At 71.1% G+C, this 16,434-nt stretch carries 18 protein-coding genes; 7 read left to right on the top strand and 11 right to left on the bottom strand.

Annotated features, from left to right (window positions below; all coding sequences use genetic code 11):
* Positions 1-15 precede the first annotated feature (15 nt).
* From ACLJQM_RS03590 to ACLJQM_RS03565, 6 genes are all read right to left on the bottom strand, one after another.
* Positions 16-1,296 (bottom strand): cation:proton antiporter, encoded by a 1,281-nt coding sequence (locus tag ACLJQM_RS03590; protein ID WP_360772762.1) that lies wholly within the window; start codon positions 1,294-1,296, stop codon positions 16-18.
* The gene (locus tag ACLJQM_RS03585; protein WP_410630133.1) at positions 1,293-2,558 is read right to left on the bottom strand and encodes a cytochrome P450; all 1,266 of its coding nucleotides are present in this window, start codon (positions 2,556-2,558) and stop codon (positions 1,293-1,295) included. The genes ACLJQM_RS03590 and ACLJQM_RS03585 overlap by 4 nt, the downstream gene beginning before the upstream one ends.
* On the bottom strand, positions 2,555-3,625 hold the full coding sequence (locus ACLJQM_RS03580) for an alpha-hydroxy acid oxidase (protein WP_410630132.1): 1,071 nt from the start codon (positions 3,623-3,625) through the stop codon (positions 2,555-2,557). Before ACLJQM_RS03580 ends, ACLJQM_RS03585 begins: the two co-directional genes overlap by 4 nt.
* Complete coding sequence (locus ACLJQM_RS03575) at positions 3,625-5,166, bottom strand: NAD(P)-binding domain-containing protein (protein ID WP_360772771.1); 1,542 nt, start codon at positions 5,164-5,166, stop codon at positions 3,625-3,627. The genes ACLJQM_RS03580 and ACLJQM_RS03575 overlap by 1 nt, the downstream gene beginning before the upstream one ends.
* Before the next feature lie 137 nt (positions 5,167-5,303).
* Positions 5,304-6,227 (bottom strand): aldo/keto reductase, encoded by a 924-nt coding sequence (locus ACLJQM_RS03570; protein WP_410630285.1) that lies wholly within the window; start codon positions 6,225-6,227, stop codon positions 5,304-5,306.
* A 50-nt stretch (positions 6,228-6,277) separates the two neighbouring features.
* Positions 6,278-6,679, bottom strand: a complete 402-nt coding sequence (locus ACLJQM_RS03565; protein ID WP_086673859.1) for a MerR family transcriptional regulator — start codon at positions 6,677-6,679, stop codon at positions 6,278-6,280.
* 84 nt (positions 6,680-6,763) lie between these two features.
* On the opposite strand from ACLJQM_RS03565, the gene ACLJQM_RS03560 reads away from it, so the two are divergent.
* Positions 6,764-7,381 carry a TetR/AcrR family transcriptional regulator gene (locus ACLJQM_RS03560; protein ID WP_247014753.1) on the top strand — a complete coding sequence of 206 codons (618 nt, stop codon included), beginning with the start codon at positions 6,764-6,766 and terminating at the stop codon, positions 7,379-7,381.
* On the opposite strand, the gene ACLJQM_RS03555 is transcribed toward ACLJQM_RS03560, so the two are convergent.
* The 5 genes from ACLJQM_RS03555 to ACLJQM_RS03535 are packed head-to-tail and all read right to left on the bottom strand — an operon-like array spanning position 7,354 to position 11,201.
* Complete coding sequence (locus ACLJQM_RS03555; protein ID WP_410630131.1) at positions 7,354-8,607, bottom strand: hypothetical protein; 1,254 nt, start codon at positions 8,605-8,607, stop codon at positions 7,354-7,356. The genes ACLJQM_RS03560 and ACLJQM_RS03555 overlap by 28 nt on opposite strands.
* Positions 8,604-9,173 (bottom strand): RNA polymerase sigma factor, encoded by a 570-nt coding sequence (locus tag ACLJQM_RS03550; protein WP_410630130.1) that lies wholly within the window; start codon positions 9,171-9,173, stop codon positions 8,604-8,606. The genes ACLJQM_RS03555 and ACLJQM_RS03550 overlap by 4 nt, the downstream gene beginning before the upstream one ends.
* Before the next feature lie 33 nt (positions 9,174-9,206).
* Positions 9,207-10,115, bottom strand: coding sequence for a pentapeptide repeat-containing protein (locus ACLJQM_RS03545; RefSeq protein ID WP_360768586.1), 909 nt, complete (start codon positions 10,113-10,115; stop codon positions 9,207-9,209).
* Between the two features lie 34 nt (positions 10,116-10,149).
* Complete coding sequence (gene upp / locus ACLJQM_RS03540; protein WP_247014761.1) at positions 10,150-10,773, bottom strand: uracil phosphoribosyltransferase; 624 nt, start codon at positions 10,771-10,773, stop codon at positions 10,150-10,152.
* 5 nt (positions 10,774-10,778) lie between these two features.
* Complete coding sequence (locus ACLJQM_RS03535; RefSeq protein ID WP_247014763.1) at positions 10,779-11,201, bottom strand: protein-tyrosine phosphatase family protein; 423 nt, start codon at positions 11,199-11,201, stop codon at positions 10,779-10,781.
* Positions 11,202-11,286: 85 nt separating this feature from the next.
* Between ACLJQM_RS03535 and ACLJQM_RS03530 the strand changes: the two genes are divergently transcribed.
* The 6 genes from ACLJQM_RS03530 to ACLJQM_RS03505 all read left to right on the top strand — a co-directional run bounded on the left by ACLJQM_RS03530 (position 11,287) and on the right by ACLJQM_RS03505 (position 16,430).
* Positions 11,287-11,901 carry a DUF1707 domain-containing protein gene (locus tag ACLJQM_RS03530; RefSeq protein WP_410630284.1) on the top strand — a complete coding sequence of 205 codons (615 nt, stop codon included), beginning with the start codon at positions 11,287-11,289 and terminating at the stop codon, positions 11,899-11,901.
* Positions 11,902-11,985: 84 nt separating this feature from the next.
* On the top strand, positions 11,986-12,960 hold the full coding sequence (deoC, locus tag ACLJQM_RS03525) for a deoxyribose-phosphate aldolase (protein WP_247014765.1): 975 nt from the start codon (positions 11,986-11,988) through the stop codon (positions 12,958-12,960).
* Complete coding sequence (locus tag ACLJQM_RS03520; protein ID WP_410630129.1) at positions 12,960-14,393, top strand: aldehyde dehydrogenase family protein; 1,434 nt, start codon at positions 12,960-12,962, stop codon at positions 14,391-14,393. The genes deoC and ACLJQM_RS03520 overlap by 1 nt, the downstream gene beginning before the upstream one ends.
* Positions 14,386-15,252, top strand: coding sequence for an aldehyde dehydrogenase family protein (locus tag ACLJQM_RS03515; RefSeq protein WP_410630128.1), 867 nt, complete (start codon positions 14,386-14,388; stop codon positions 15,250-15,252). The genes ACLJQM_RS03520 and ACLJQM_RS03515 overlap by 8 nt, the downstream gene beginning before the upstream one ends.
* Before the next feature lie 135 nt (positions 15,253-15,387).
* Positions 15,388-16,119, top strand: a complete 732-nt coding sequence (locus ACLJQM_RS03510; protein ID WP_410630127.1) for a hypothetical protein — start codon at positions 15,388-15,390, stop codon at positions 16,117-16,119.
* Positions 16,116-16,430 carry a hypothetical protein gene (locus ACLJQM_RS03505; protein WP_410630126.1) on the top strand — a complete coding sequence of 105 codons (315 nt, stop codon included), beginning with the start codon at positions 16,116-16,118 and terminating at the stop codon, positions 16,428-16,430. The genes ACLJQM_RS03510 and ACLJQM_RS03505 overlap by 4 nt, the downstream gene beginning before the upstream one ends.
* The last annotated feature ends 4 nt before the right edge of the window (positions 16,431-16,434 follow it).

Here is a 16,434-nt window from a genome sequence, read left to right as displayed (position 1 = left end):
TCCAAATTTGAACTATCAACTTTTCCCGGTCACCGGCACCGGCTCGGCCATCAGGAGCACCTCGCTGCTCCCGTTGCGGGCATCACGCCGGTCGAGCCACGAAAGCACCGGTGCGGTCATGATCGTGGTGACCAGCGCGACGAGCACGAGCACCGTGAACAACGCCGGCGAAACGATCCCGGCGGCGAGCCCGACGTTGAGCGCGATCAGCTGCATCAGCCCGCGGGCGTTGATCAGCGTGCCGACGCGCAACGCGATCGGCTGCGGCTCCCCCACCAGCCGCGCCGCTCCCCAGCACGCTCCGAGCTTGCCGACGATCGCGACGACCACGCAGAGCACGGCGAACAGCAGCAGCTTCGGATCGGCGAGCAGCGCGAACCGGGTGTTCAGGCCGGAATAGGTGAAGAACAACGGGAGGAACACGATCCGCCCGATCGGCATGATCTTCGCGAGCACGGCGTCCGCGGCGGGCACGCGCGGGAACACGATGCCGACGCAGAAGGCGCCGAACACCGCGTACAGCCCGATGATGTCGGTGAACCAGGCGGCGGCGAACAGCGTCAACGCCGTGATCAGCATCTTCTGGTCGGCGGAGATCCGGTCACTGCCCATCGCCTTGGCGAGCACCCGGCGTCCGACGAGCACCAGCAGCAACGCGAACAGCAGGCCGCCGCCGACGGCCAGCGCGACCGGCCCGGCCGAGTCCGCGTGCATGCCCAGCACCACGGCCAGCAGGACCCACGCCAGGACGTCGTCGAGGGCGCCGCAGGCCAGTGCGAGCGAGCCGAACCGGGTGCCGCCGAGACCGCGTTCGGTGATGATCCGGGCGAGCATCGGGAACGCGGTGATGGCCAGCGCGACCCCGACGAACGCCGCCGACGTCGCGAGGGAGACGCCGTCCTTGGCGATGCCGGCCCAGCTCGTGCCGAACACCGCGACGCCGACCCCGAGCGCGAGCGGCACCACCGTGCCCGCGGCGGAGATCGCGCCGACCGACTTCGCCGAGCCGCGGATGCTGCGGAGGCTGAACTCGTACCCCGCGCCGAACATGTAGATGACCAGGCCGATCTGCCCGCCGACGTAGAGCAGCGGGCGGATGCCGTCCGGGAACAACGCCGTCTGCACGTCGGGGAGGACCAGCCCCAGCAGTGACGGGCCGAGCAGCACACCGGAGATCATCTCGCCGACCACCGGCGGCTGGCCCAGCCGGACCGCGACCAGGCAGACCAGCCGGCACACGACGAGGATCGCCGCGACGGCGAGGAAGAAAGCCGGTGCCGCTTCGGTGGGGGTCATGACTTGCCTCCGGCGAAGTAGGTGGTGCACAGGGCTTGGCGACGGGCGTCGAGGACCATGTACGTGCCGAACACGAGCTGGGTGAGGCTGCGCCAGACGTCTTCCCAGCGGTCGCGCACCGCGAGCCAGAGCAGCGGGAAGCGCTTTCGCCGGCTCCCGTGCGGGGTGAGCAGCGCCGGGCCGCGGTTGGGGATCGACCGCGTGTGCCCGGCCGTCGAAGCGAGGCTGAACCGGCGCAGCACCTCGCGCGTCACCACGCGCATGGTCGGCGGCGCCAGCCCGCGGGCCGGGCAGGCGCGGTTCTGCGCGACCCCGAACGGGATGAAGTCGTCCTTCCCGGTCTGCGCCGCGAAGTCCGGGTAGCTGAAGCACAGCACCGTGCCCGCCGGGATGGTCAGGTCCGCCAGCTCGATGTCGGCGGTGGAGATCCGGTGCGCGATGCCGAACAGCGGGTACCGGCGCAGGCCGTCGTCGATGACGCGGTCGAGGTAAGCGTCGTCGTCCGGGTGCTCGGCGAGCCGCCGCTGGGTGTCCGGCGACTTCGCGATGATCATCAGCAGGTGCGCCATCGCCTCGGACATCTGCACGACGGCCGTGTTGAAGAACGTGCCCTGCAGGTAGTACGCCTGCTCCTCGGGGGTCAGCGACGGCGGCAGCGGGTGCGGGACGTCGGCGAGGCGCCGCCGCAGGTACCTCGTCAGCCGGGCCCGGCGGCGCATGTTCCGGGGCCGCACGCACTTCAGCGCCGAGACGACGTCGTCGGCGTGCGCCACGATGAGGTCCCGTGCCTCCGGCGGGCACGGCTCCTCGAAGACCAGCTCGTAGTACAGCTCGGCCCAGATCGGCATCATCTCGTCGCGCAGCCGGACGAGCCCGGGCCCGGCGCCGTCGAGGACGTGCGCCGCCACCCGCCGGGCCAGGTCTTTGGAGTCCTTTTTGGACCGGATCAGGATGTGCCGGGTGCACTTGGCTACCTCGTCGTAGCGCGGCCCGGGTTCGAGGTGCTCCTGGTGCACCTCGGGGCCGGGCGCGAGCCAGTACCAGAACAGGTCCGACAGCGCGGCTCCACGGCTTCGGCCGTTCGCCGCCGGATCGGCGTAGACGCGCCGGAAGTCCCCGACGCCGACCCGCTCGCCGGGGATGGTCACCGCCTCCTGCCCGTTGACCAGCGAGAAGATCTTGTTCCGCAGCGCCACGACCCGGTCCGGCAGCCAGGCCGGCGCGCTCGCCACCGCGGCCGCCGCCAGCACCTTGCCGATCATCGCCGCACCTGGTCCGGGGTCAGGTCGGCCGGGTGCCGCCCGCCGCAGAGGGCGAGCGCCTGGTCGAAGTCCTCCCGCAGCAGCTCCAGCACCTGGGTGACGCCTTCGCGCCCGCCGGCGGCCAGGCCCCACACGATCGGACGGCCGACCGCGACCGCGTCCGCACCCAGCGCCAGCGCCTTGACGACGTCGGTGCCGCGGCGGATCCCGCCGTCCACGAGCACCGGGATGGCCCCGCCGACGGCCGTCGCGATGCCGGGCAGCACGTCGATGGTGGCGGGCACGGTGTCGAGCTGGCGGCCGCCGTGGTTGGACACGAAGATCCCGGCGATGCCGTGGTGCACGGCCAGCCGCGCGTCCTCGGCGTGCAGCACGCCCTTGATCAGCACCGGGAGCTTGGTCTTGCCGCGCAGCCACGCGATGTGGTCCCAGTTCAGCCCGGCCGACATGACGATGTCGCGGACATGACTGGCGTTGCCGCCGCTGCGGTTTTCGCCGATGTTGCGGAGGTTCTCGACGACCAGCCCTGGCGGCAGGTCGTGGAAGTCGTTGTGGTCGTCGCGCTCGCGGCGCCCGAGCACCGGCGAATCGACGGTGACGACGAACGCCTTCACCCCGGCCGCTTCGGCGCGGCGCACGATCGCTTCGGTGAACTCCAGGTCCGGCTGCAGGTAGAGCTGGAACCACAGGCCCGGGTCCGGCGCGACCTCGCGGGCTGCCGCGGCGACGTCCTCGATCGCCGTGGTGGCGGCCATGCTGACGACCATGATCGTGCCCGCCCGCGCCGCCGCCCGGGCCGTGGCGAGCTCGCCGTCGGCGTGCGCGAGCCGGTGGAACGCGGTGGGGGCGATCAGGATCGGCATCGACGACGACGTCCCGAGCAGTTCGACGGTCAGGTCCCGCTTGTCGCTGCCGCGCAGGACGCGCGGGAGCAGCCGCAGCTTCCGGAACGCCGATTCGTTCTCCGCCAGGGTGATTTCGTCCTGCGCGCCGCCGGCGAAGTAGTCGTAGCGCGCCGGGTCGAGGCGTTCTCGGGCCGCCGCCTCGAACTCCGCGATCGTCCGCATCACATCTCCCGCGTGAAGAACGCGGTCAGCGGCTCGACGTGCACCTCTTTGTCCCACTCGTTTTCGAGGTTTTCGGTGACGTGGTGGGTGGCGACCAGCTCGCCGCGGCGGTAGTGCCGGACGATCGGGTGCAGGTAGTGGCCCTCGCCGTGGTCGTTGGCCTTGTCCTGGGCAGCCCGCGCGACGAAGTCGAACGGGTCGATCTTGTCGTGGTCCGGGCCGTAGTCGAGGGTGACGACGTAGGCGTCCTCCGGCGGGTCGGCCAGCACCCGGTCCACCGGCACCTCTTCGAGGTAGCGGGCGGTGTCGCCGTCGACGACCACGACGTCGCCGAGGAAGCCGAACTGCTGGTACAGCGCGGAAGTCCGGTTGATCCGGGTGATCACGGCATCGGTCAGCGCGTCCGGTTTGGCGGGGAGTTCGGTGTTCGGCCACGGCTTGCCGTGGTGGCGCTCGTTCAGCACCTTGGCCAGCGCGCGGGCGCCGTAGCGGAAGCCGTGGATGAACGCGCTGGTGGCCTTCTTGAAGTCGCGGACCTGCGTGATCGTGCCGGCGAAGTACAGGCCGGGCACGTTCACCGACTCCCAGTCCGGCGTCTGCGCGGGGAAGCGGTCGTTGATCGTGAGCTCCGGGCGGCAGTCCTCGTCGAACAGTTCCGCGTCGAAGCGGAAGCCGGTGCAGCCGATCACGCGGTCGTAGCGGATCTCCTTGATCACCTCGTCGGCGCGGGCGAAGGCGAACTTGACGTGGTAGCCGTCGGCGTCCTTGCGGACCTCGCGCACGTCGCCGTCGAGGATCGCGTGCTGCAGTTTCAGCTGGTACATGTCGAGGATGCCCGCGTTGTAGGCGCGCAGGTGCCCGACGAAGTGGGTGCGCCAGGCCAGTTTCACCGGTCGCGGCCCGCCGACGTGCACGACGGCGGCCTGCTCGATGAGGTTGTCGGCGGTCTCGAACGCGGAGTTCCCCTTGCCGAGCACCAGGACCCGCTGGTCGGTGAAGTCGGCCGGGTCGACGCTGACGTCGACGTACTGGTCGATCAGCTCGACGCCGGGGAACTGCGGGATGTAGGGCTTGGTGACGCCGGTGGCCATGACGAGCCGCTGCGCGCGGAACTCTTCGTCACCGGCGGTGAGCACGAAGAGAGCGCTTTCCGCTTCTCGGCGGATGCGCGTCACTCGGGTGTCGTAGCGGACGTTCACCTGGTGCTTCCGGGCGTAATCGGCCAGGTAGCGCAGGAGGTCGGGAGCGTCCGGGAAGAGCTTTTCGCTGTAGTCCGTGAAGAGGACCGGGTCGGCGTCGCCGTCGGCCAGGATCGAGTTCCAGTCCATCCGCATGCGCAGCTCGGGGTCGCTGTACCCGGTGTGCTTCTTGTTGATGGAGATGAGGGTGCGGTGCCGCGGGAAGGTCTCGAAGAAGTGCCCGGGCGCGGACCCGGCCTCCAGCACCAGGTACCGGTGCCCGGCGTGCCCGAGGTGCTGCCCCAGCTGCAACCCGGCCGGCCCGGCGCCGACCACCAGATAATCGAGCACTTCCTCCGCCACGACGACCTCCTGAAGCTCGGCACCGACCGCATGATCGGCGCCGAGCCTGCTCCGGAGATCTCAGAAAAGCCTCAGAGCCCGCACTTTCACGTGAAAGTGCGGGCCCCTGGTGGGCACTTTCACGTGAAAGTGCGGGTTCAGCGGCCGGCGGCGCGGGCGAGGCGTTCGGGGTAACGCTCCCCGGCGATCGCCGCCGCGGGGGCGGCCGCCTCGATCGCGGCCAGGTCCGCCGCCGTCAGTTCCAGGGCAGCCGCCGCCACGTTCTCCTCGAGGTACTTGCGGCGCTTGGTGCCCGGGATCGGCACGACGTCCTCGCCGTGGGACTGCACCCACGCGAGCGCGAGCTGCCCCGCGGTGACGCCCTTCTCCTCGGCCAGCTTCCGCAGCGCGTCGACGATCGCCATGTTGCGCTCGAAGTTGCCCTCGGCGAAACGCGGGAGGCCGCGGCGCATGTCGTCCTCGGGCAGGTCCGCCATCGACGTCACCGCGCCGGTCAGGAAACCCCGGCCCAGCGGCGAGAACGGGACCACGCCGACGCCGAGCTCCCGGCACGTGTCCAGGATTTCGCCCTCGATGCCCCGGGTCCACAGCGACCATTCGCTCTGCAGCGCCGTCACCGGGTGCACGGCGTGGGCGGCGCGGATCGTCGCCGCGCTCGCCTCGGAAATCCCGGCGTACCGGATCTTCCCGGCTTCGACGAGCGAAGCCAGCGCACCCCAGGTCTCCTCGATCGGCGTGTCCGGGTCGACGCGGTGCTGGTAGTACAGGTCGATGTGGTCGACGCCGAGCCGGCGCAGGGACTCGTCGCAGCTCTGCTTGACGTAGGCCGCGTCGCCGCGGGCGCCCATCGCGCCGTCGGTCCACACGATGCCGAACTTCGTCGCCAGCACGACTTCGTCGCGGCGGCCGGCGATCGCGCGGCCGACCAGCTCTTCGTTGACGCCGTCGGCGTACACGTTCGCGGTGTCCAGCAGCGTCACGCCGAGGTCGAGCGCCCGGTGGATCGTCGCGATCGACTCCTCGTCGTTGTCGCGGACGCCGTACGCCTGGCTCATCCCCATGCAGCCCAGCCCCTGGGCACCCACTTCCAGTCCGCCGAGCTTCCTGGTCTTCACGCGGAGATTTCCTCCCTGCCGGGTTCCACGCCGAGCACGTTGCGCTCGACCTGGGCGTAGTTGTCGATCTTGTAGTCGAGGATGTCGAGGCAGCCCTGCAGCTCGGCGATCCGCTCGGCGACCGACCGCCGCTGCTCCACCAGGAGAGCCTTGCGGCGGCCCGCGCTGGCGACGCCGTGGCGGCGCAGCGACGCGTACTCGCGCATGCTCTTGATGGGCATCCCCGTGGTGCGCAGCTTGGTCAGGAAACCGAGCCAGTTCAGGTCGTCGTCCGAGTAGGCCCGGCGGCCCGCGGTGTCACGGGCGGGCGGGTCGAGCAGTTTGATGCGCTCGTAGTACCGGAGGGTGTCGATGGACAGTCCGCTACGTCGAGCGGCTTCCGCTATCGAGTAGCTCATGACCTCGACACTACGACCTGGAGTGCACTCCAGGTCAACTCTTCACCCTGGCCATTCGTAACAGTGTTCTACTACGCTGTGTAGATGGCACGGCCACGAACACACGACGAAGCGCTCCGGCTGAAGCTGCTCGACCGCGCCGGTGAGCTCATCGCCGCTGACGGGCCGAAGGCACTTTCCCTGCGAAAGCTCGCTGCCGACGCGGGCACGTCGACCACCGCCGTGTACTCCCTCTTCGGCAGCAAACCCGATCTGGTGAACGCCCTCTACACCGAGGGCTTCCGCCGCTTCGGCGCCCGGATGGCGGGCACCGAGCTGACCGGGGACGCCGTCGACGACCTCGTCGCGCTCGGCAGCGCCTACCGCGCGAGCGCGCTCGCCGACCCGCACCTGTACGGGATCATGTTCAGCCGGTCGGTCCCCGGGTTCGAACCCAACGAAGACGCCGAAAAGCTGGCCCGCAAGACGCTGGAGCCCCTGGAGGCGATCATCCGCCGGGCCATCGCCGACGGCGTCTTCTTCGACGTCCCGCCGGCGACCGTCGCGGTCGGCTGCTGGGCCGTCGTGCACGGGCTGGTGTCCCTGGAGCTGACCGGCAACCTGCCGGAGGAGTTCGACGTGACCGGCTCGTACGAGCGGGCCCTGCGCGCGAACGCCTCCGGCTGGCTGCGGCCTCAGAACAGCGGCAACGACGCGTCGTAGACGAGCCGGCCCTCCGCGTCCCACGCCCGGACGCGCACCTTCGCCTCCGGCGTCAGTGCGATCTTCCGCGGCAGCCAGGCCAGCGCCATGCCGTCGGTGACCACCAGGTCGGCGCCGTTGTCGGCGTCGAATTCGAAGCCCGCCGAGATCGCCGCGGCCGGGAGCACCACGGCGACCGGGGTGCGGGCCGCCCCGGCCGGGGCGCCCGACTCGCCGGCGCCGAGCGTGTTCACCCGCAGGATCCGCGCCGGGACTCCCCGGGCCGCCACCAGATCGGGGTAGGCCCGGGCCCGCGTCTTCCCCGGCCGCTGGTAGTCCGGCTCCCGCGTGCAGACGATCACGCGGTCGCCCCGGCGGCCCATGACCACCTCCTGGCCGGCCTCCCGCAGCAGCGGTCCCGGCCGGTAGGCCGCGGCGTCCGGGATCACCTCTTCGGCGTCGGCCAGGCAGTCACCGAGGGCCCGGCCCGCCACCGAGGTCCGGTCGGCGGGCTCCGGGCGGTCGGTCACGGCGAGCAGCGGCGCCGGGGCGGCCGGGAGGTCCACCTTCCGCGGCTGCCCCGCCCCGCCGTCGATGAGCGCGACCGCCGTCCGGTCCGGCGCGGTACGGGTGTGGGCCACGAACTGGCGGCTGACCGGCGAGAACCCGACGTCGCTCCCGCTCGACCCGCCAGGGGTCGACGTCACGAGGCTCGCCTTCGGCCACGCCGGGTCCAGCACCCCGCCGACCAGCCCGGTCGCGCTGTACAGCAGCAGCCCGGACCGGCTGCCCGGCGCGTACGCGGGCGTGGCGCCGGGGTCCGAGAGCGTCACAGTGGTCGCGGTCGTCTCGCAGAACATCGGCTTGCCCGCGGCGGTGGCCGCGACGACGGCGTCCCCTTCGAGTTCCTCGGTGAGCAGCGGGACCCACTCCGCGCGCGGCGGCACCCGGTCCGTCTTGCCCGCCACCTGGACCGCGGCCCAGCACCGGTCGAGCGCCGTGGTCGCGAGCTTGCCGTCGAGCGTCAGGCCACCGGGGACCGCGGGCGGCGCTTCGGCGGGCTGCCGCAGCTGCCGCGTCACGACGACCGCGCCCGCGGCCAGGACGAGCACCGCGGCCGCGGCGGCGTACCAGACGTGCTTGGCGCGCTTGGGTTTCCCGATGCCCGCGCGGACTTCGGCGCGCAGCCGGTCGCGGACGTCGCCGGGCAGCGCGCGCCGGGGCGGTAGGCCGAGATCGTCGCTCATTTCCCCTCCAGCAGGGTGCGCAGCCGGGCCCGGGCCCGGGACAGGTGGGCGCGGACGGTGACCTCCGCGACGGCCAGCAACGCGGCCGCGTCGGCGGTGCCGAGGTCGCCGAGCAGGCACAGCTCGACGACCGCGCGCTGCGCCTTCGGCAGCGTCCGCACGGCTTCGACGACTTCGCGCAGCCGCCGCTCGCCGTCGAGCCGCTCGGCGACGGCGTCGGCGTGGTCGGACACCACCGCCGGGTCCGGGATCTTCCGGAGCAGCCGGAGCCGCCGTTTCGCGCCGCGGTACTCGTCGCGGGCGGCGTTGCCGGCCACGGTGTAGAGCCAGGGCAGGGCGCTGTCCCGAACGAGCGTGACGTCGGCACGGCGGCGCCACGCGGTCAGGAACGTGTTCGAGGTCAGGTCTTCGGCGGCGGCCCAGGAGCCGGTCAGCCGGTAGGCGTGGTTCCAGACGGCTTCGGCGTGCCGCTCGAAGAGCTCGCCGAAAGCCGTTTCGTCGCCCCCGGCCGCCCGGCCCCACAGGGCCCGATCACCCACTGGTACCCCCGTCGTATGGCTGGTCACACCCTTCAGTGGCCGGCACCGGGCGGGACGTTGCTATTCGTTCTCCGGGAACCGGGCATCCGTCAGGTCGATGTCCTGGTGTTCGCCGCCCTCGAAGTCGGTTTCGCCCTCGAACCGCGCGCGGGTCAGCTCGAACCGGCCGCCCGAGCGGACCCGGGTGAACCGGGCGAACGCGCCGAAGCGCGCCCAGGTGAAGAACGCGCCCTCCTCGAAGACCGACCGGTCGAAGTTGACGGCCGAGGTGAACTCCGCGCCGAAGAAGCCCACCCGGCGGGTGAAGGTGGTGCCGCGGATGTGCACCGCGCCGACGAACCGCGCGCGGCTGAAGTCCGCGGCGGCCAGGGTGCAGCCGCTCAGCCGGAAGTCGACGAGGGTGGCCCGCTGCAGGTCGATCGCCATCCCGGGCCAGAACCCGGGTTCGCCGTGGGTCAGGTGGGTCTTGAGCAGTTCCTGCGCGGCCAGGCGGACCAGCAGCTCGGCCTCGTCGTAGTCGGGCGGATCGAGGTCCGCGGTGCCCTTCAGGCCTGCTTTCGGGCCGTCGAACGGCATCCGCAGGTAGGCGCACAGGACGTTGACGATCGTCTGGCGCTGCTTCGGGTTGTCCTGCCCGAGCCGCTCCAGCGCGTACAGCCCGCCGAGCCGCACGGGCGCCTTGTCGTTGCCGAGCTGTTCGACGGCCTTCGTGTACAGCTCGGTGACCCGCCGCTCCTCGAGGTCCCGTTCGGTCACCCCGGCGACGCGGGTGGTCTCGGCGAGCTGCAGTTCCAGCGTGCGCTGGCGGCGCGTCGCGAGCCACAGCGCGAACACGCCGCCCGCGCCCGCGCCGACGCCGAACGCCGTCTTGACCGCGTCGATGCGCACCGGCGCGGTCGGCTCCCCGGACCAGGCGAGGAACAGCCACAGCAGCCCGGCGGTGACGGCCGCGACCGCGACGGCGGTCACGGCGATCCACCGCCACTTCAGGACCGGCAAGGGCTTAGACGGCGCCGTACTGGCGGTCACCGGCGTCGCCGAGACCCGGCACGATGAAGCCCGAGTCGTTGAGGCGCTCGTCGATGCTGGCGGTGACCACGCGGACCGGCAGGCCGGTCTTCTCCAGGTGCGCCAGGCCTTCCGGCGCGGCGAGCGCGCAGATCGCCGTGACGTCGGCGGCACCGCGGTCGGTGAGCAGCCGGATCGTGTACTCCATCGAGCCGCCGGTGGCGAGCATCGGGTCGAGCACCAGCACCGGCCGGTCGGCGAGCGACTCCGGCAGCGATTCGAGGTACGGCGTCGGCTTGAGCGTCTCCTCGTCGCGCGCGAGGCCGACGAAGCCCATCTGCGCGTCCGGGATCAGCTTGTGCGCCTGGTCGGCCATGCCCAGCCCGGCCCGCAGCACCGGCACGAGCAGCGGCGGCTTCGCCAGCTTGAAGCCGTCGGTGCGGGCGACCGGCGTGTGGATCCGCTCGGTCTTCACCGGGACGTCGCGCGTGGCTTCGTAGACCAGCATGACGGTCAGCTCGTGCAGCGCGGCCCGGAACGCGGCGCTGTCGGTGCGCGCGTCGCGCATCGTGGAGAGCCGGGCCTTCGCGAGGGGGTGGTCGACGACGTGCACATCCATGCGGGTCAATCTAGCCGTTTCGCGAAGCTCTTCACCCAGCCGCGCTGCCAGGGCGTTTCGACGGCGCGTTCGTGGTAGTTCGCCCGCACCCAGGCGACGGCGTCCTCGGCCGGGACGCCGGAGAGGACGGCCAGGCAGGCCATCACGGTGCCGGTGCGGCCCGCGCCGCCGTAGCAGGCGACTTCGACGGTTTCGACCCCGGCGCGCTCGTGGAGGGCCTTGATCTTGGCGATCGCGTCCGTGCGGTCGAGCGGCAGCAGGAAGTCAGGCCAGGTGATCCACTCCTGCGGCCAGGTGATGCCGCCGCCGTGCTTGCGCCGCAACCGGTTCGTGCCCAGGTAGAGCCCGTAGTCCGGCTCGGGTTCGTCGGGTCGCGGGCGGCCCAGCCCGCGGCCGCGGACCTCGACGCCGTCGGGAAATCGCACCATCGGAGCAGTGTCCTCCAGAAGGTGGACACGGAGGGTGGTTTTCGCCGATAGGCTCCCCCGGGTGAGCGAACTGACGCCCGACCAGATGCGGGCCTCCGACGCCGACCGCGAGCGCGTCGCCCAGGTGCTGCACAACGCCCTCGCGGAAGGGCGGATCACGGTGAACGAACTCGAAGAGCGCCTGTCGACGGTCTACGCGGCCAAGACCATCGGCAACCTCAAACCGGTGACGATGGACCTGCCCACGTCGCCGGGCGTGATCGAGCCGGCGGCGTCCCGCGCACTGGGCTTCCCCGACCAGCGCATCGGCGGCTACGCGGGCTCCCCGGTCTCGATCGGCGTCATGTCGGGCGCGGTCCGCAAGGGCAGCTGGGTCCTGCCCCCGCAGCACACGAGCATCGCCTTCTGGGGCGGCGCGGAAATCGACCTGCGCCAGGCGAGGTTCGCGGACAAGCACTGCACGATCACGGCCATCGCGATCATGGGCGGCATCCAGATCACGGTCCCGGACGACATCAACGTCGACGTGACGGGCATCGGCTTCATGGGCGGCTTCGTGCTGGAGGACAAGTCGGGAGCGCCCCCGGCACCCCCGACGGCACCGACGGTGAAGATCAACGGCCTGGGTTTCTGGGGCGGGGTGGTCGTGTACCGGCGGCCGGCCCAGCGGGTGGACCCGCCGCGCATCGAGAAGGGCTGACCTCGGAATTGTGACGCGCTCGGCACCCAGCGTCACACCCGATGGGGGCTCGCACTGTCGTACCCGCCGCCTAGACTCAGGCGCATGACAGCCACGACCAGCACGTCAGCGGCGCCGGCCACCCCGGCGCCACTGGCGGACGCGACTCGCGACGACGCGAGCCTGCGCCGCTTCCTGCTCGGGCTGCCCGGTGTCGACCAGGTCGGCGTCGAGCAGCGCGCGGCGGGCCTCGGCACGCGCAGCATCAAGAAGGACGCCAAGCGGTGGGCCATCGACACCGCCATCTCCATGGTCGACCTGACCACGCTGGAGGGCGCCGACACCCGCGGCAAGGTCCGGGCGCTCGCCGCGAAGGCCGTCCGCCCCGACCCCGAACGCCAGGACACCCCGCGCGTCGCCGCCGTCTGCGTGTACCCGGACATGGTCGAGACCGCCGTCGAAGCGCTGGGCACGAGCGGTGTGCACGTCGCGAGCGTCGCCACCGGCTTCCCCGCCGGCCGCACGAGCCGTGAGATCAAGCTGGCCGACACCAAGATCGCCGTCGACGCGGGCGCGCACGAAGTCGACATGGTGATCGACCGCGGCGCCTTCCTCGAGGGCCGCTACATGGCCGTCTTCGAAGAGATCCAGGCGATCAAGGCCGCCTGCGGCGACGCCCACCTGAAGGTCATCCTCGAGACCGGCGAGCTGGCGACGTACGACAACGTGCGGCGCGCGTCGTGGCTGGCGCTGCTGGCCGGCGGTGACTTCATCAAGACCTCGACCGGCAAGGTCTCCCCCGCCGCGACGCTGCCGGTCACCCACATCATGCTGCAGGCGGTGCACGACTGGCACGTCCAGACCGGCGAGCTGCGCGGGGTCAAGCCCGCCGGCGGCATCCGGACCACGAAGGACGCGATCAAGTACCTCGTCGCCGTGCACGAGGTCGCCGGCGAGCAGTGGCTGGTCCCGGACCTGTTCCGCTTCGGCGCGTCCAGCCTGCTCAACGACTTGCTGCTGCAACGCCGGACCCAGGTGGACGGCCACTACAGCGGCCCCGACTACGTGACGGTGGACTGATGCCTGTTTTCGAGTACGCACCGGCGCCCGAATCGCGTGCCATCGCGAACCTGAAGGACCACTACAAGCCGTTCGTCAACGGCGAATTCGTCGACGGCTCGGGTGAGCCGCTCAAGACGATCAACCCGGCCACCGAAGAGGTCCTGGCGGAGGTCGGCACCGCGTCGAAGTCCGATGTGGACACCGCGGTCAAGGCCGCGCGCAAGGCTTTTTCGAGTGTCTGGTCCAAGATGCCGGGTACCGAGCGGGCGAAGTACCTCTTCCGCATCGCGCGGCTGATCCAGGAGCGCTCGCGCGAGCTGGCGGTGCTGGAGAGCCTCGACAACGGCAAGCCGATCAAGGAGTCGCGCGATTCCGACGTCCCGACGGCGGCCGCGCACTTCTTCTACCACGCGGGCTGGGCCGACAAGCTGGAGTACGCGGGGTACGGCCCGAACCCGCGGCCGCTGGGTGTCGCCGGGCAGATCATCCCCTGGAACTTCCCGCTGCTGATGCTGGCCTGGAAGATCGCGCCGGCGCTGGCGACCGGCAACACGGTCGTGCTGAAGCCGGCCGAGACGACGCCGTTGACCGCGCTGGTCTTCGCGGAGATCTGCCAGCAGGCGGAGCTGCCGCCGGGTGTCGTCAACATCCTCCCGGGCGCCGGTGACATCGGTGCGTCCATTGTGGAGCACACCGACATCAACAAGATCGCCTTCACCGGCTCGACCGAGGTCGGCAAGGCGATCCAGCGCCAGGTCGCGGGGACGCCGAAGAAGCTGACGCTCGAGCTGGGCGGCAAGGCCGCGAACATCGTGTTCGAGGACGCCCCGCTGGACCAGGCGATCGAGGGCATCGTCAACGGCATCTTCTTCAACCAGGGCCACGTCTGCTGCGCGGGCTCGCGCCTGCTGGTGCAGGAGTCCATCGCCGAAGAGGTGCTGGAAAAGCTGCGCTACCGCGTCTCGACGCTGCGCATCGGCGACCCGCTGGACAAGAACACCGACATCGGCGCGATCAACTCGGCCGAGCAGCTGGCGAAGATCCGCGGGCTCGTCGAAGCCGGCGACGCCGAAGGCGCGCAGCGCTGGACCAGCCCGTGCCCGGTGCCGGACCGCGGGTTCTTCTTCGCCCCGACGGTGTTCGCGAACGTCCACCAGTCGATGCGGATCGCGCGCGAGGAGATCTTCGGCCCGGTGCTGTCGGTGCTGACGTTCCGCACGCCGGACGAGGCCGTGGCGAAGGCGAACAACACGCCGTACGGGCTTTCGGCGGGCATCTGGACCGAAAAGGGCTCCCGGATCCTGTGGATGGCGAACCAGCTGCGCGCCGGCGTGGTCTGGGCCAACACCTTCAACCGCTTCGACCCCGCCGCGCCGTTCGGCGGCTACCAGGAATCCGGCTTCGGGCGCGAAGGCGGCCGCACCGGGCTGGAGGCTTACCTCGATGTCTGATCGGATTTCCGTCGCGAAGACGTACAAGCTGTACGTGGGCGGCAAGTTCCCGCGTTCGGAGTCCGGCCGGGTGTACCCGGTGACGGACGCCAAGGGCAAGTTCCTGGCGAACGCGGCCCACGCGTCCCGCAAGGACGTCCGCGACGCGGTGGTGGCCGCCCGCAAGGCATTCCCGGGCTGGTCCGCGGCGACGGCGTACAACCGCGGCCAGGTCCTGTACCGGGTGGCCGAGGTGCTTGAAGGCCGCCGAGACCAGTTCATCGCCGAGGTTTCGGCATCCGAAGGCCTGGCGGCGAAGAAGGCGGAGTCCATTGTGGACACGGCCATCGACCGCTGGGTCTGGTACGCGGGCTGGACTGACAAGATCGCCACGGTCCTCGGCGCGGCGAACCCGGTGGCGGGCCCGTACTTCTCGTTCACGGTCCCGGAACCGACGGGCGTGGTGGGCATCCTGGCGCCCCAGGGTTCGTCGTTGCTGGGCCTGATCGAGGTCCTGGCCCCGGTCCTGGCGACAGGCTCGACGGCGGTGGTGGTCTCGAGCGCGGAGCGCCCGTTGCCGGCGATCACGCTGTCGGAGGTCCTGGCGACGTCGGACGTCCCGGGCGGCGTGGCGAACATCCTGACCGGCCACGCGTCCGAGCTGGGCTCGTGGCTGGCTTCCCACGGCGACGTCAACGCCCTGGACCCGACAGGAGCCGTCCCGGCGGACCGCCCGGAGCTGGCGCGCGAAGCGGCGAACACGGTGAAGCGCGTCCTGACGGTCCCGGAGGCCGAGCCGGACTGGACGACGGCCCCGGACCTGACCCGCCTGCGCCACTACCTGGAGGCGAAGACGGTCTGGCACCCCCTGGGCGTCTGAGTGCACGAACGGAGGCCACCACCCCGCACCGGGGTGGTGGCCTCCGTCGCGTTCACGGCTTTCGGCTGACGCTCAGGTCGATCACCGGTACAGTCCCTGCCAGGTACTGAGCGTGACGCATCGGGGAGGGTGCAGGTGCCGGACGACGAAGAATGGGCGTTCGAGGCGGAGATCGACCTCTGGGACGACGGCGAGAGCCCGACGCGCCTGCCTGACGAAGACGCTGAACAGCCCGGCCTCACCGGCCAGGATCCGGATCGGATCGTGACGGTGACCGTGTCCGACGACGGTGAGGTTCGCCGGGTGGAGCTCGCCGCCGGCTGGAAGGCCGAGATCGACCCCCGCGTCCTCGGCGCGACGGTCCTGACCGCGGCCAACGCGGCGACCATCGACTCGGTGGGCCGGCGGGCGCGCGAGGTTCGCGACAGCCCGCCGTCGGCGCCGCCCGCCGACGGGGACGAGACACCCCTCACCGCGCAAGACGTCCTGCGGTTGACCGACGCCGTCGACGCGGAACTCGAAAGCTTCGCCGTCCGGGTGTCCGAAACGACCGCCGCGACGGCTTTCGCCGAGAGCGGCGGTGGTCACGTCGCCGGAACAGCCGAGAACGGTCACTACGTCAGCCTGAACCTGGACACCGCCTGGGCGTCCAGCGCCAGGAACGCCGAGGTCGAGAGTGAGTTGCTGGACGTTCTCACCGCCCTCTGCCGCAAGTCGGCGCCGCCCGGTCCGGTTCCCGAGTCCCCCGGGCGTGCCTACACCGAACTGATGGGCCTGCTGGCCGACCCCGCCCGGCTCCTGCGCCGCGTCGGGCTGACTCCGCCGCCGAGCCTGTCCGCCGGCGCCGAAGGAAGTGATCGCCGATGAGTGACGTCGAAGTCGCCCTCGAAGCTCTCCGTTCGGACGCGAACACCTGGGATCTCGCGGCCGACAACCTCAACCAGGCCCGAGGGATCGTGGCACCGCTCGAACTCACTCCGAAAGATGTCATGAGCTACGCCGCTGCCAGGGGTTTCGACCGCCGGTACAACGACATGCGCGCGAAGCTGGATCGGCTGCTCGCCCAAGGCTCGGCGAACTTCCGCGGAATCGCCGGGAGCCTCCTCGAAGGCGCGGAAATCTACGAACAGGCCGAAGCCGGGCACGCCGGCCGGCTGGGCAAGCTCGACGGACACTGAGGAG

The sequence above is a fragment of the Amycolatopsis sp. cmx-4-83 genome, assembly GCF_046548815.1.
GTDB lineage: Bacteria > Actinomycetota > Actinomycetes > Mycobacteriales > Pseudonocardiaceae > Amycolatopsis > Amycolatopsis pretoriensis_A.
The sequence above is the reverse complement of the archived record's forward strand: the minus strand, read 5'-3'. Positions and strand labels throughout refer to the sequence as shown.

Excerpts from the sequence above, each read along its gene's own strand:
- ACLJQM_RS03590 (WP_360772762.1), bottom strand. The coding sequence starts at position 1,296 with ATGACCCCCACCGAAGCGGCACCGGCTTTCTTCCTCGCCGTCGCGGCG.
- ACLJQM_RS03585 (WP_410630133.1), bottom strand. The coding sequence starts at position 2,558 with ATGATCGGCAAGGTGCTGGCGGCGGCCGCGGTGGCGAGCGCGCCGGCC.
- ACLJQM_RS03580 (WP_410630132.1), bottom strand. The coding sequence starts at position 3,625 with ATGCGGACGATCGCGGAGTTCGAGGCGGCGGCCCGAGAACGCCTCGAC.
- ACLJQM_RS03570 (WP_410630285.1), bottom strand. The coding sequence starts at position 6,227 with ATGGGGATGAGCCAGGCGTACGGCGTCCGCGACAACGACGAGGAGTCG.
- ACLJQM_RS03565 (WP_086673859.1), bottom strand. The coding sequence starts at position 6,679 with ATGAGCTACTCGATAGCGGAAGCCGCTCGACGTAGCGGACTGTCCATC.
- ACLJQM_RS03560 (WP_247014753.1), top strand. The coding sequence starts at position 6,764 with ATGGCACGGCCACGAACACACGACGAAGCGCTCCGGCTGAAGCTGCTC.
- ACLJQM_RS03555 (WP_410630131.1), bottom strand. The coding sequence starts at position 8,607 with ATGAGCGACGATCTCGGCCTACCGCCCCGGCGCGCGCTGCCCGGCGAC.
- upp (WP_247014761.1), bottom strand. The coding sequence starts at position 10,773 with ATGGATGTGCACGTCGTCGACCACCCCCTCGCGAAGGCCCGGCTCTCC.
- ACLJQM_RS03535 (WP_247014763.1), bottom strand. The coding sequence starts at position 11,201 with ATGGTGCGATTTCCCGACGGCGTCGAGGTCCGCGGCCGCGGGCTGGGC.
- ACLJQM_RS03530 (WP_410630284.1), top strand. The coding sequence starts at position 11,287 with ATGCGGGCCTCCGACGCCGACCGCGAGCGCGTCGCCCAGGTGCTGCAC.
- deoC (WP_247014765.1), top strand. The coding sequence starts at position 11,986 with ATGACAGCCACGACCAGCACGTCAGCGGCGCCGGCCACCCCGGCGCCA.
- ACLJQM_RS03520 (WP_410630129.1), top strand. The coding sequence starts at position 12,960 with ATGCCTGTTTTCGAGTACGCACCGGCGCCCGAATCGCGTGCCATCGCG.
- ACLJQM_RS03515 (WP_410630128.1), top strand. The coding sequence starts at position 14,386 with ATGTCTGATCGGATTTCCGTCGCGAAGACGTACAAGCTGTACGTGGGC.
- ACLJQM_RS03505 (WP_410630126.1), top strand. The coding sequence starts at position 16,116 with ATGAGTGACGTCGAAGTCGCCCTCGAAGCTCTCCGTTCGGACGCGAAC.